General features: G+C 43.5%; 12 protein-coding genes. 6 read left to right on the top strand and 6 right to left on the bottom strand.

Annotated elements, in window-relative coordinates; genetic code table 11:
• Positions 1-926: aminopeptidase (locus E1163_RS19700; RefSeq protein WP_155174174.1), on the bottom strand; the 926-nt coding region annotated here is incomplete at its 3' end.
• Positions 923-2,059 (bottom strand): hypothetical protein, encoded by a 1,137-nt coding sequence (locus tag E1163_RS19695; RefSeq protein WP_155174173.1) that lies wholly within the window; start codon positions 2,057-2,059, stop codon positions 923-925. The genes E1163_RS19695 and E1163_RS19700, both read right to left, overlap by 4 nt.
• A gap of 139 nt (positions 2,060-2,198) precedes the next feature.
• Between E1163_RS19695 and recA the strand changes: the two genes are divergently transcribed.
• Positions 2,199-3,227, top strand: coding sequence for a recombinase RecA (recA, locus tag E1163_RS19690; RefSeq protein WP_155174172.1), 1,029 nt, complete (start codon positions 2,199-2,201; stop codon positions 3,225-3,227).
• A 142-nt stretch (positions 3,228-3,369) separates the two neighbouring features.
• Here the strand turns inward: recA and E1163_RS19685 are convergent, their stop codons facing one another.
• A complete protein-coding gene (locus tag E1163_RS19685; RefSeq protein ID WP_343033893.1) occupies positions 3,370-4,635 on the bottom strand; it encodes an ABC transporter permease in 1,266 nt (421 codons plus the stop codon).
• Between the two features lie 119 nt (positions 4,636-4,754).
• Between E1163_RS19685 and queA the strand changes: the two genes are divergently transcribed.
• Together queA and E1163_RS19675 are read left to right on the top strand one after the other, a co-directional pair.
• Positions 4,755-5,801, top strand: coding sequence for a tRNA preQ1(34) S-adenosylmethionine ribosyltransferase-isomerase QueA (gene queA, locus E1163_RS19680; protein ID WP_155174171.1), 1,047 nt, complete (start codon positions 4,755-4,757; stop codon positions 5,799-5,801).
• 56 nt (positions 5,802-5,857) lie between these two features.
• Positions 5,858-6,547, top strand: a complete 690-nt coding sequence (locus E1163_RS19675) for a 2-C-methyl-D-erythritol 4-phosphate cytidylyltransferase (protein ID WP_155174170.1) — start codon at positions 5,858-5,860, stop codon at positions 6,545-6,547.
• Positions 6,548-6,614: 67 nt separating this feature from the next.
• Here the strand turns inward: E1163_RS19675 and E1163_RS19670 are convergent, their stop codons facing one another.
• Positions 6,615-6,836, bottom strand: coding sequence for a DUF2795 domain-containing protein (locus E1163_RS19670; protein ID WP_009578808.1), 222 nt, complete (start codon positions 6,834-6,836; stop codon positions 6,615-6,617).
• 257 nt (positions 6,837-7,093) lie between these two features.
• On the opposite strand from E1163_RS19670, the gene ettA reads away from it, so the two are divergent.
• The 3 genes from ettA to E1163_RS19655 all read left to right on the top strand — a co-directional run bounded on the left by ettA (position 7,094) and on the right by E1163_RS19655 (position 10,078).
• Complete coding sequence (gene ettA, locus E1163_RS19665) at positions 7,094-8,776, top strand: energy-dependent translational throttle protein EttA (RefSeq protein WP_155174169.1); 1,683 nt, start codon at positions 7,094-7,096, stop codon at positions 8,774-8,776.
• Between the two features lie 8 nt (positions 8,777-8,784).
• Positions 8,785-9,336, top strand: a complete 552-nt coding sequence (locus E1163_RS19660) for a DUF3267 domain-containing protein (protein WP_155174168.1) — start codon at positions 8,785-8,787, stop codon at positions 9,334-9,336.
• 244 nt (positions 9,337-9,580) lie between these two features.
• A complete protein-coding gene (locus tag E1163_RS19655; RefSeq protein WP_155174167.1) occupies positions 9,581-10,078 on the top strand; it encodes a SixA phosphatase family protein in 498 nt (165 codons plus the stop codon).
• Here the strand turns inward: E1163_RS19655 and E1163_RS19650 are convergent.
• Together E1163_RS19650 and hslU are read right to left on the bottom strand one after the other, a co-directional pair.
• On the bottom strand, positions 10,075-11,094 hold the full coding sequence (locus E1163_RS19650) for a DUF4421 family protein (RefSeq protein WP_155174166.1): 1,020 nt from the start codon (positions 11,092-11,094) through the stop codon (positions 10,075-10,077). The genes E1163_RS19655 and E1163_RS19650 overlap by 4 nt on opposite strands.
• Before the next feature lie 15 nt (positions 11,095-11,109).
• Positions 11,110-12,519 carry an ATP-dependent protease ATPase subunit HslU gene (gene hslU, locus E1163_RS19645; RefSeq protein WP_155174165.1) on the bottom strand — a complete coding sequence of 470 codons (1,410 nt, stop codon included), beginning with the start codon at positions 12,517-12,519 and terminating at the stop codon, positions 11,110-11,112.
• Between the last annotated feature and the right edge of the window lie 2 nt (positions 12,520-12,521).

Raw genomic sequence — 12,521 nt, 5'->3', positions numbered from 1 at the left:
GACCTGTAACGCATAAACGACATAAAATATGTGTTATTGGGCTGGTATCCTTTAATACCTTGTAAATAATCTGCTTTATTGAGCCTGAGCGTGTCAAGCTCCTGCATAATGAGGGCTATCATCTCTTCCTTTTTTGTTTTCTTTTCATCTTCCGCAATATCCCCGAATGAGCTATAAAGTACTTCCAGGCTATCCGCGCCTCGCAGTATATGTGCTATGTAATCCTGTTCGTCTTCCACTTCCCTGACATACGTTTTGTACTCAGGGGAGTCAACACCATATTTATCCTTTAGAAACCGGTAAGTGCCTTTGTCTGCAATGAAGGAAGCCAGGTTTTCATTGAACTCTACACTATCTTTAACAAATATAGTTGCGTGCACAAGCTCGTGAATGATCAGGTTGGCCAGGTCACCGGTATTGCGATAAAGCATGTTGCTGAGGATAGGGTCCTTAAACCACCCCAAAGTAGACCACCCTCCTACGGTTCTCATTCCTGCGTCATACCCTTCGGCTTTAAGTTCTTCCAGGGTTTTATTGGCATCATCTTCTACAAAAAATCCTTTGTAAGGCATAGTACCCACTACGGGGAAATCCCATTCCTTGGCTTCAAAAGCGAAAGGTTTACTTCCGGTTACCACCCATAGTACCGGCTTTCCCTTCTGGTCGTACATGGCTGTATAATTGTCACTGTCATTTAATCCAAGCTCATCCACGGCATACTCCCGCACCTCCTGGATAAAGTAAAGCTTTTGCTTAACACTGTCGGCCACTGCCGGGTCGGCCAGGTAGTCTTCAACCGGCCTTGCGTTCCAGACAATGTGTAACTGTCCTCTGGCCTGTTTCAAACCATAAACCACAAGGTCAAAATTCCAGATTATCAAAATCGCCAAAATCGCCACTATGGCCAACGTTATTTTTTTGATCATCTATGACTCCGTTTTTTTAACAGAAAAAAGTCTGTAGTATAATTGATATAAAACCCGTGGGAAAACTCAAAGTTCCCGTTACCCAGATCATAAAAAGGCTCAAAGCGAGTGATAAGCCAGATCTGATCGGTAACCTTTAGGTTGTGGGTAAACCTGAAAATCAGCAACTCCCTCTCTTCTTCAATAGTATTGGGACTTTTAATGGTAGAAGACACCGAAGGATAGAGCTGCCCTCCGGTAATAGAAATAAATTCATGACCGCGCCAGTAGCTGGCCAGAAAATCCACATTGGCCCTGGTCCTGATGCCTGCATTGAAGTACCAGCCACTTCCATCTTCATAAGGTTGCAGCCTTTCGGTTGAGAAATCTTTGTGGACTACGTAATAATTATCCGTGCTGATACCTTCGATAAAACTCCCCTCCTGGTTGGTATATTTTAAGGTAAAGCCTGCCGCTGTATTGGTATAGGTCTGCAATGGAGCGGGACTGGTATCGATCTGCCCTCCTCTATGCATCACCACGAACTGCACCGGTACCCATAGGCTTACCCGGTCAGACTTCAACACATTATAATTCAATGACAAGCCTCCACTAATCACCTCCTGATCATTTTCCCCTTTATATAGCATGTGCTGCCAGTCCACCCAGCCATCCAAAAATAAATTATCCTTATCAACTATAAACTGTATGCCATTTTCCAATCTGTCAGTCATCACTTTTTCAAAGTCGTAGAGAGGCTCAATAAGCCTGTGGGAAACACTCCCTTCCAGGTTTCCAAATATCACTTTGGTATTGCCATGTAAATATTCAAGTGAAAAAGTAGGCACTATCTCTTCATAGCCCTCACTCCCAAAATCTTTCTGTAGATAAACACCGGCAGTTAGTTTAAAGTTTGGGGCCGGGTTGTAGCTTAAATAGGGATTAAGCTGATAACCGAAAAGTGTATATCCATCGGCTATGTCATTGAAATACTCATTATTCTTAAAAAACCCCAAAGTATTGATCCCTAAAAACAGTGAATTGGAATCTGCAGGATTGATTGTAGACCGCTGTTCGAATTTGCTGTTATCTAACTGTGCACTTACCTGTAAGGATGCCGCCAGGAGCAGCAATACACCAAGTTTGAATTTCATAATGAGGTTTTGGCGCAATATAAAAAAGTGAGTCCAAAAAGCGGGCCGGCACAAAACAATTTTTGGAGGGCTATTTAAGTTTTATGCCTAGAACTTAGTAACTTCACCGCTTTGACGATTAATAGTAACCACATTTATAATGGCTGAAAAGGACGAAAAATTAAAAGCACTTCAATTAACAATTGACAAACTGGAAAAAACCTTTGGAAAAGGTACAGTGATGAAGCTGAGTGATGAGCGGGTAGTGGATGTACCAGCCATCTCCACCGGATCCTTAAGCCTTGACCTGGCATTGGGTGTTGGCGGTATCCCACGTGGAAGAGTAATTGAAATTTACGGACCTGAATCATCAGGTAAAACAACCTTGTCTATGCACTGCATAGCAGAAGCACAAAAGAAAGGCGGACTGGCTGCATTCATTGATGCAGAACATGCTTTTGACAGGGTATATGCTGAAAAATTAGGCATTGACACCGAAAACCTGCTTATCTCCCAGCCAGATAGTGGAGAGCAGGCTTTGGAAATCGCAGAGCACCTGATCCGTTCAGGAGCTATCGATATTATAGTTATTGACTCCGTGGCAGCTCTGGTACCTAAAGGCGAGCTTGAAGGAGAGATGGGTGACAGCAAAATGGGTCTCCAGGCCCGATTGATGTCTCAGGCACTTAGAAAGCTTACAGGTACCATCAACAAAACAGGTTGCGCCTGTATTTTCATCAACCAGTTGAGGGAAAAGATCGGGGTAATGTTTGGTAACCCTGAGACGACTACAGGTGGTAACGCTTTGAAGTTCTACGCTTCGGTACGTCTCGATATTCGCAGAATTGGTCAGATCAAAGAAGGAGCTAACGATATTACCGGTAACCGTACCCGTGTAAAAGTGGTGAAAAACAAAGTTTCCCCTCCTTTTAAAGTTGTTGAATTCGACATCATGTATGGCAAAGGTATTTCCAAAGTTGGGGAGATCATCGACCTGGGTGTGGAACTGGAAGTTATCAAAAAGGCTGGATCATGGTTCTCCTACGATGGCAATAAATTAGGACAGGGAAGAGACGCTGTAAAAACGTTGCTGGAAGACAACCCTGAATTGATGGAAGAACTGGAAACCAAAATCAAGCAAAAGATCAAAGGTGAAGACCTGGAGAAACCGATAGCAGCCCAGGAGTAGCTATTCACAGTTTACGGTTCTTAGTTTAGTTTACAAATACCAATCACCGATTACTGTTTACCAATTACTGTTTACCTGTTTTCAGTGATGGAATTAGATATTAAAATCCCGGCTCAAAAATACCTGAGCCGGGATTTTCTTTTTAATTGGATCTTATAGCTATTACAGGATCCAGTCTTGCAGCCAGTGCGGCAGGTATGATACCTGAAACCGTACCTATTGCGGCTGAAACTCCGAGACCCAGTACAATATTTTTTAACGAGAGCACTACTTCAAGACTACCCATGGGTATAAAGGTGATCAACAGCACCAGCACAAGGCCTGCGGCACCTCCAATGACACTCAGGAAGATAGCTTCGAACAGAAATTGAAATAAGATAAAGTAATTTTTAGCACCCAGGGATTTTTGTATTCCGATTATATTAGTTCTTTCTTTTACCGACACGAACATGATGTTGGCGATACCAAAGCCTCCAACCAGAATTGAAAACCCGCCGATGATCCAACCGGCAACTCCAAAGACATCGAACACACCTCCTATGACATTGGCAATAGCTTCCGGCCTGTTAAGGGCAAAGCTATCATCTTCCCGAGGTTTGAGTCCGCGCCGGGTCCTCATCAAACCGGTGATTTCATTTTCAAGCTCCACCAGTCCTACGTCAATATCATACCCTTTCACTCCGATCGACGACCCAATTTCATTTACTGCTCCCGTGCCGGTCTGGTAAAGCTTCCTGAATGAATTATAGGGAATTATGGCAGTATCATCATTGCTTGGTGTACCGAGAAAGCTCTCTCCCTCCTTTTTAAGTACACCAATTACCATAAAATTGAGGCCGCTCATTTTAACTTCCTTCCCAATGGGCTCTTCTCCATAAGGAAATAATGTTTGCGCCAAATTATGTCCAAGTATCACCACATTGCGGCCCGACTCCACTTCAGTGCGTGTAAAGTATCTTCCTGAGGTAATATTTGTTTCAAAGATATCACTGTATCCAAAGCTGCCACCACGAAGATCAACCTCGCTTATGCTGTTATTCTTGCGCTTAAGAGTAATATTGCTTTTAACAGCGAAGATGGCAATACCATTCTGGTGTTTAAGGTTGGCCTGCAAAAATTTATACTCATTGTAGCTGGCATTTGGACGTCCCATAAAATCCCACCACTTGTATTCACCATCAGCATCGGGAGTGTAAGGCCATTTTTCAACATAAATAACCCCGGCACCCAGGAAGGAAAAACTCTCTTTAATATTCTTTTCCAGGGAGTCTACGAGCGTAAATACAGCAATGATGGCAAAGATACCTATGGTCACTCCCAACAGCGATAGCACGGTTCGTAGCAAATTCATTCTTAGCGCATTCCACGCAAACCTGAAACTTTCCAGTATAAGTCTTAGTATTAACACTATCCTAATTTTATTTTAAAGTATATTAAAGAGTGCCCCTCAATTTGTCAAATAAATATCTATCTTTGCAAGCTAATTTTTAATAACTAACCCATTTATTTAATACCGTAATATTAAATATGAAATTATCAGAATTCAAGTTTGATCTACCAACCGGGCTGGTTGCCTTATATCCGGCTGAAAACAGGGATGAATCTCGGCTAATGGTAGTACACAAAGATACCGGGGAAATCGAGCACCGCTCTTTCAAAGATGTAGTAGAGTACTTTAATGAGGGCGATGTACTTGTAAACAACAATACAATGGTATTTCCTGCCAGGCTTTACGGTAATAAGGAGAAAACAGGAGCAAAAATTGAAGTTTTCCTGCTCAGGGAACTCAATCAGGAAATGCACCTATGGGATGTACTTGTTGATCCTGCACGTAAAATCAGAGTAGGCAATAAATTATATTTTGGTGAAGGCGATCTTGTGGCTGAAGTAATTGACAACACCACTTCACGAGGAAGAACGATCCGTTTCCTTTATGACGGCACTGACGAAGAGTTTTATAAGACCATCGACAGCCTCGGGGAGACTCCACTTCCAAAATACATAAAGCGTGAAGCTGAGCCTGAAGACAGGGAGCGTTTCCAAACCATCTATGCAAAGCATAAAGGAGCGGTAGCAGCACCAACAGCAGGTTTGCACTTTACAAGACAGCTTATGAAGCGTCTTGAGATCAAAGGTGTGGATCTGAGCAGCATCACGCTTCACATCGGACTAGGCACATTCCGTCCTGTAGATGTTGAAGACCTTACCAAACATAAAATGGACTCTGAGAATTTCAGAGTAGACGAGCAAACGGTTGGTATAGTAAACAAAGCCCTCGACAACAAGAAGAGGGTATGTGCAGTGGGCACCACTTCCATGCGTGCCCTGGAATCTTCAGTATCAGCAAGTGGCAGGCTTAAGCCCAAAGAAGGCTGGACAGATAAATTTATCTTCCCTCCTTACGACTTTAAGATCTGCAATGCTATGATCACCAACTTCCATATGCCTGAGTCAACATTGCTTATGATGGCAGCAGCTTTTGGAGGTTATGACCTGGTAATGAAAGCGTACGAAACCGCTATTAAGGAAAAGTACAGGTTCCTTACCTATGGTGATGCCATGCTTATTGTTTAAATTTCAAAAAATCATATAATTTAGTCGGATGGCCTTAAAGCCATCCGATTTTGTTTATGCCCCATCAAGAATACGCAATTATTGTAGCAGGCGGAAAAGGCACAAGAATGAATAGCGCCACACCAAAGCAATTCATGCTATTGAATGGCACTCCTATTCTGATGCACACCATTAATGCTTTTTTTGAATATTCCGATCAGATCCGTATCATACTTGTGCTTCCGTCAAATGACATCCGCACATGGAATGACTTATGTAACAAGTACGATTTTAGTAAGCCACTGCAGATTGCATCCGGAGGCGCATCACGGTTCGAGTCAGTAAAAAACGGACTGGATCAGATTGGGGAGAATACCGGATTGGTAGCCATACACGACGGGGTACGCCCCCTGGTAAGCCCGGACATTATCGCAGCTTCCTTCCGACTTGCCGCTGTCCATCAAAGTGCCATTGCCGCAGTCAGGCTAAAGGAATCCATAAGAATGACAGATCAGGATACTACGAAAGCTGTAGACAGGGCCAATTACAGGCTAATACAAACCCCACAAACTTTTGCTGTCCCACTTATAAAGCAAGCTTATAAAATTAAGGAAGAAGCCAGCCTGACAGATGATGCCAGTGTAGCAGAACGGGCAGGATATAAAATTTCCTTATTTGAAGGAAGCTACGAAAATATAAAGGTGACTACACCTGAAGATATTGCAGTAGCAGAGGCTTTGATGGCCTACAAAAAACACAAAAGCTGACCATTACTGAAGTAAAAGCCAGCCCATAAATATCAAATACTAATAGAAGTCTGTTATCTATTAAAAATCAATACTCGTCTTCATTAAAAAAGAAATCCTCTTTGGTCGGATAATCCGGCCAGATCTCTTCAATGTTCTCATAAGGCTGTCCATCGTCCTCTAACTCCTGAAGGTTCTCAACCACCTCTAGTGGTGCTCCTGTCCGGATGGAATAGTCAATGAGTTCATCCTTGGTAGCAGGCCAAGGTGCGTCTTCTAAATACGATGCTAGTTCTAGTGTCCAATACATAGATAAATCCTCCTATGATTTATGCTTCTGAAATTTCGTGCAAAAATAAAATTTAAATGGTCAAATCAAATATTTTCTTGATTTATTTATCTCACCCCTCAACCTCAGAATGCGAATGATTAACTTACCGCAGAAACGTAATGCTTTTTCTAAAAGTTTACAAACGTTTATTTTTTTTCTTTTAAAATTTTTCTTTGTTGGCCCTCATTCTGCCGCAAAACAATAAATTTGTTATTGAACAGCTTAAGTGTAGAAATATGAGTGATGAAAAAATAATCTTTTCAATGGCGGGGGTAAATAAAATTTACCCGCCTAATAAACACGTCTTAAAAGACATTTACCTTTCCTTCTTCTATGGAGCCAAGATTGGTGTGCTGGGTCTTAATGGCTCAGGTAAGTCTTCCCTGCTGCGCATAATTGCGGGTGTGGATAAAGACTACAGAGGTGAAGTAGTATTTGATGGCAGCTACTCCGTAGGGCTGCTGGAGCAGGAACCTCAGCTTGATCCGTCCAAAACTGTAAAAGAAGTGGTTGAGGAAGGGGTAAAGGAGACTGTAGGGTTGCTAAAGAAATTTGAGGAGATCAATGAGAAGTTTGCCGATCCTGCGCTGATGGAAGACCCTGACGCTATGAACAAGCTCATAGAACAGCAGGGTGAAGTTCAGGAAAAGCTGGATCAACTAAATGCCTGGGAGCTCGACAGCAAGCTGGAAAGGGCCATGGATGCTTTGAGAACACCACCTGCCGACGCAAAGATCGAGAACCTGTCCGGCGGTGAAAAAAGACGTGTGGCCTTGTGCAGATTATTACTTCAGGAGCCGGACATTCTATTATTGGATGAGCCTACCAACCACCTGGATGCAGAATCGGTACACTGGCTGGAACAACACTTGCAGCGCTATGAGGGAACAGTAATAGCCGTAACCCACGACCGGTATTTCCTTGACAATGTGGCCGGATGGATCCTTGAACTTGACCGTGGAGAGGGCATTCCATGGAAAGGAAACTACTCTTCATGGCTGGAACAAAAGCAGAAACGCCTGAGCCAGGAAGAAAAATCTGAATCCAAGCGCCAGAAAACCCTGGAAAGAGAGCTTGAATGGGCACGTATGTCTCCTAAAGGCCGACATGCCAAAGCCAAAGCCAGGTTAAATGCATACGACAAACTCCTTGGAGAAGAAACCAAGGAAAAAGAGGCAAAACTGGAACTCTTCATACCTGCGGGTCCGAGACTTGGAGATAAAGTAATCGAAGCCCACGGGGTATCTAAAGGCTTTGGAGACAAGTTACTATATGAAAACCTGGAATTCTCACTTCCGAAAGCAGGCATCGTAGGTATAATTGGCCCTAACGGCGCTGGTAAAACCACCCTTTTCAAAATGATCACCGGGCAGGAAAAGCCGGATGAAGGTACTTTTGAAGTTGGATCAACTGTAGAGATCGCTTATGTAGACCAGGAGCACAATGACCTGAAACCTGAACAAACCGTTTGGGAAGCCATAAGCGGTGGTAATGAGATTATCAATATGGGCGGAAAACAGATCAACAGCCGTGCTTATGTAAGCAAATTTAATTTTAGCGGCGGTGATCAGCAGAAAAAGCTCAAGGAATTATCAGGCGGGATGCGAAACCGTGTTCATTTGGCTATAGCCCTCAAGCAGGGAGCCAACCTCCTGCTCCTCGATGAGCCTACCAACGACCTGGATGTAAACACCCTAAGGGCGCTGGAAGAAGCTCTGGAGAACTTCGGTGGTTGTGCTGTTATCATTTCGCACGACAGATGGTTCCTCGACAGAGTGTGTACCCACATATTAGCTTTTGAAGGTGACTCTCAGGTAGTGTGGTACGATGGTAACTTTACTGAGTACGAAGAAAACCGCAGACAACGCCTGGGTGATGAAGGCCCGAAACGAATCAAGTATAAGAAGCTTGTAAAATAAGCTTCTTTATGGACGGCCGGCAAATTAAAGGGAGAGCTTACACCCTTCAGGGAACATCCGTTAATTTGCTGGCTTTTCTTTTCCTTATTCCTATCCTGCTGGCTTTTGCCTTGCCTTATATTCTTCTTTATGGCTATCTGGCCTTTCATCATGGGCTGAGCAGTTTCATCAGTGTCTATTTCCTCATCACACTCCCTGCAGGTATTGTAGCTCATGAATTGTTGCATGGTGCTGTGTGGGCATATTTTGCCAGGGGTGGCTTCAATTCTGTCAGTTTCGGTTTCAATAGCAAGGCCTTGGCACCCTACTGCCATTGCAAAGAGCCCCTCACAGTAAAGCAATATGCTATGGGAGGAGCTGCCCCCGGATTACTAATGGGCATCTTACCGGCCATTGTAGCCATTGCCATTGCCAACGACTGGCTGCTTATCTTCGGCATTTTCTTCACATGGGCTGCCTCAGGTGATATGATGACACTTTGGATGCTACGTAAATTTCGAGGTGACCAAATGGTTAGTGACCATCCTGATGAGATTGGCTTCTACATAGACGAGGCTTAGTTCCGGTTTTTTTTTAGATCCACTACTAAAACTTTCATTCAAAATTTTGTTAAATTATGAATGAGAAGCCACCTCAAAACTTTTTCTAAAGGCTCGCGGGGCTATTTAATTAAGTTATTGATTTGACCAAAGACTCTTCTCCTGAATTATTCCTTCAAAGCATGCATATGCGGAGATGAAAGAGATTTGAAATCATAACAGTAATAATGAGGTCAGGCCAGGTTAACCGTAACTTATCATATTCATGAAAACACTGTACATAGTCAGGCATGCAAAATCCAGTTGGGACTATCCCCATCTTTCTGATAAAGACCGGCCTTTGAACAAACGGGGAGAGCGTGATGCACCTAAAATGGGCAAAAGGTTAAGCAACAAAGGCATTTTCCCCGACCTGATGCTGTCAAGTCCGGCCAACCGTGCCCTAACCACCTGTAAAACCATCGCCAGAGCACTCGATTATCCTCTGGACGGAATAGAAATAAACGACCGCCTGTACCATGCAAGCGAGGATTCACTTCTGGACATTGTCAATGATACTGATGACACGTGGCTTTCGCTCATGCTATTTGGGCATAACCCTGGCTTTACAGACTTTGCGAACAGCCTCACCGACGAGGACCTGGATAACATTCCTACCTGCGGGGTATTTGCCTGTACGTTTGATGTAGATAGCTGGCAGGCGGTTGACTTTGGTAATGGTCGCCTGTTGTTTTTTGATTATCCTAAAAAGAAGGTGTCTTAAAAAAGATTCTTCTTCATGAAGCCTTTCTCAAGGAAGCGTATTCCAAAAAACAGCTTGGCATTGCCGGTTTGCCCGTTTACATCGATATTATCGAGCCCATAGCTTACCGACTGGCTAACCATGCTAAAGCCGCAAAAGAACCTTTCGCTGTTGTAGCCGACTGCCACTCTGGCGCCGACCACAGGTCTGATCTTAACAGCGGTATCTGTACCTTCTGCTGTTGTAGACCGCGTCCAGATATTGGCAGGACCTGCTGAAAAAGAAAGATTGAGGTAAAAGTCCTTAACCACAAAGTTATAGGTATATCCTGGCAAGATGCCCAGGGTAGTAAATTTGCCTGACTGTACATGTACTTCACTGGCGTTGGCTGCGCCCTCGGATCCTGGCACAAGTGATGAATCTGCCAGAAACTTGAAAATCCCAAAAGTGGTGCCCAGCAAAAATGATCCGGCGCTTTTCTTTTGTTTATCAGCCTGCATATACGAAGACCTGTACGAAAACTCATTGTTATTGAACATATAAAAGCCATTGAGCTGAAAGTTTATTATTTCCAGGTCTTCCCGTTGAATAAACGGCTCATCACTTTTCCATTCAAGAAATTTGTTATCCGGGTTTTTAATATAGAAGCCTTCATAATTTTGGTATGCCACGTCTGCCCCCCAGCGCTTGGTATAAATATTGGTCTGAAAGTCAAAAGCACTGGTCTCGCCATACTTTTCCTCATCTTCATCGCTTGACGGCAACCTGAATGACAACTCCAGGCCGAGGTTAAACATATAAAGCCCAAGCCCCAGATAGGTATTGTTAATGGGCTCATATTTAACGGATGGCTGATCACCCAATTTATCGTCAACCCTCATATTCATATTACGCACCGTGAGGATTGGCTTCAAATAAAACCGGTCAGGAAACTCCTGGATGTAGGCTTCCCTGACCGATGTTGTACTGTCTGTTTGCGCCATTGCAGGAGCGCACAAGCCCGCAATGATCGCTGTTAAAAGAAGTAACTTCTTCAACTGATAGTATATTTTTTAAAGGATGTACTCACTCAAATCTTTGTTTTTAACCAAACCAGACAATTTATCTTTAACCATCTCCCGGGTCACTATTATTTTTGCATTCGGCCCGATCTTATCGGGAACATCAAACAAAAATTCATTAAGTAACTGGCTCATGACAGTGTGCAATCTTCGTGCCCCGATATTCTCAACCTCAGTATTGATATGGAAGGCTGTTTCAGCTATTTCCTCCAACGCATCTTGCTGGAAAGAAAGTTCCACATCTTCTGATGCTAACAGTGCTTCATATTGTTTGGTCAAAGCATTTTTAGGCTCTTTAAGGATGTGATAGAAATCTTCCTTTGTCAGGTTATCCAGCTCTACTCTAATCGGGAAACGCCCTTGCAGTTCCGGGATAAGGTCAGAAGGCTTGGCAATATGAAACGCTCCGGCTGCTATAAATAGTACGTGATCTGTCCTCATCAGGCCATATTTTGTATTTACTGTACTTCCCTCTACTACGGGCAGCAAATCACGTTGTACACCTTCCCGGCTTACGTCAGGGCCACTGCCTCCTTTTTTGGAAGAGCCCCCTGCAATTTTATCTATCTCATCTATAAATATAATACCGGTATTTTCTGCTTTCTTTATCGCCAGGTCTTTTACTTCATCCATATCGATAAGCTTGGCAGACTCCTCTTCCATCAGTATTTTACGTGCTTCTGCAATGGTAACTTTTCTCTTTTTATTCTTCTTTGGCATCATACCGCTGATCATCTCCTGCAAGTTGATCATCGACGACTCATCCATCATACCGCCGCCAATCATGCCTACACCGGCATTAGCAGGTTTTTGAACATTGATCTCGATCTTTCGATCTTCCATTTCGCCATTTCTGATCTTCTCACGGAAGCGTTCCCGGGTCTTTTCATTCAGTTCCTGCTCCGTCTGAGGTAGCTCGCCTGTAGGTGTACTGGTCGAGGCCGGATTTTTCTGACTGAAGCCATTGCTTTTCAAAGGTGGTATCAATGCATCCAGAATAATGTCTTCTACGATCTGCTCTGCCTTTACTTTTACCTCTTCCTTCTTTTCTTCCTTAACGAGGTTTACCGATTGTTCCACCAGGTCCCTTACCATGCTCTCCACATCACGGCCAACGTAGCCGACTTCCGTAAATTTTGAGGCTTCCACTTTTGTGAAAGGCGCATTGGCTATTTTAGCCAGTCTTCTGGCTATCTCGGTTTTACCTACACCGGTAGCTCCTATCATTAAAATATTATTAGGAACTATCTCACCTTGCATATCGGTCTTTACATTCATTCTTCGCCAGCGGTTACGTAATGCAATGGCTACATTGCGCTTGGCATCTTTCTGACCTATTATATATTTATCCAGTTCTTCTACGATCTGCTTAGGCGTAAAATATGTTTTCTGATCTATCATGA

Source organism: Fulvivirga kasyanovii (assembly GCF_009711405.1).
Classification (GTDB): domain Bacteria; phylum Bacteroidota; class Bacteroidia; order Cytophagales; family Cyclobacteriaceae; genus Fulvivirga; species Fulvivirga kasyanovii.
This window is presented reverse-complemented; position numbering and strand designations above follow the sequence as displayed.

Excerpts from the sequence above, each read along its gene's own strand:
- E1163_RS19695 (WP_155174173.1), bottom strand. The coding sequence starts at position 2,059 with ATGAAATTCAAACTTGGTGTATTGCTGCTCCTGGCGGCATCCTTACAG.
- recA (WP_155174172.1), top strand. The coding sequence starts at position 2,199 with ATGGCTGAAAAGGACGAAAAATTAAAAGCACTTCAATTAACAATTGAC.
- queA (WP_155174171.1), top strand. The coding sequence starts at position 4,755 with ATGAAATTATCAGAATTCAAGTTTGATCTACCAACCGGGCTGGTTGCC.
- E1163_RS19675 (WP_155174170.1), top strand. The coding sequence starts at position 5,858 with ATGCCCCATCAAGAATACGCAATTATTGTAGCAGGCGGAAAAGGCACA.
- E1163_RS19670 (WP_009578808.1), bottom strand. The coding sequence starts at position 6,836 with ATGTATTGGACACTAGAACTAGCATCGTATTTAGAAGACGCACCTTGG.
- ettA (WP_155174169.1), top strand. The coding sequence starts at position 7,094 with ATGAGTGATGAAAAAATAATCTTTTCAATGGCGGGGGTAAATAAAATT.
- E1163_RS19660 (WP_155174168.1), top strand. The coding sequence starts at position 8,785 with ATGGACGGCCGGCAAATTAAAGGGAGAGCTTACACCCTTCAGGGAACA.
- E1163_RS19655 (WP_155174167.1), top strand. The coding sequence starts at position 9,581 with ATGAAAACACTGTACATAGTCAGGCATGCAAAATCCAGTTGGGACTAT.
- hslU (WP_155174165.1), bottom strand. The coding sequence starts at position 12,519 with ATGATAGATCAGAAAACATATTTTACGCCTAAGCAGATCGTAGAAGAA.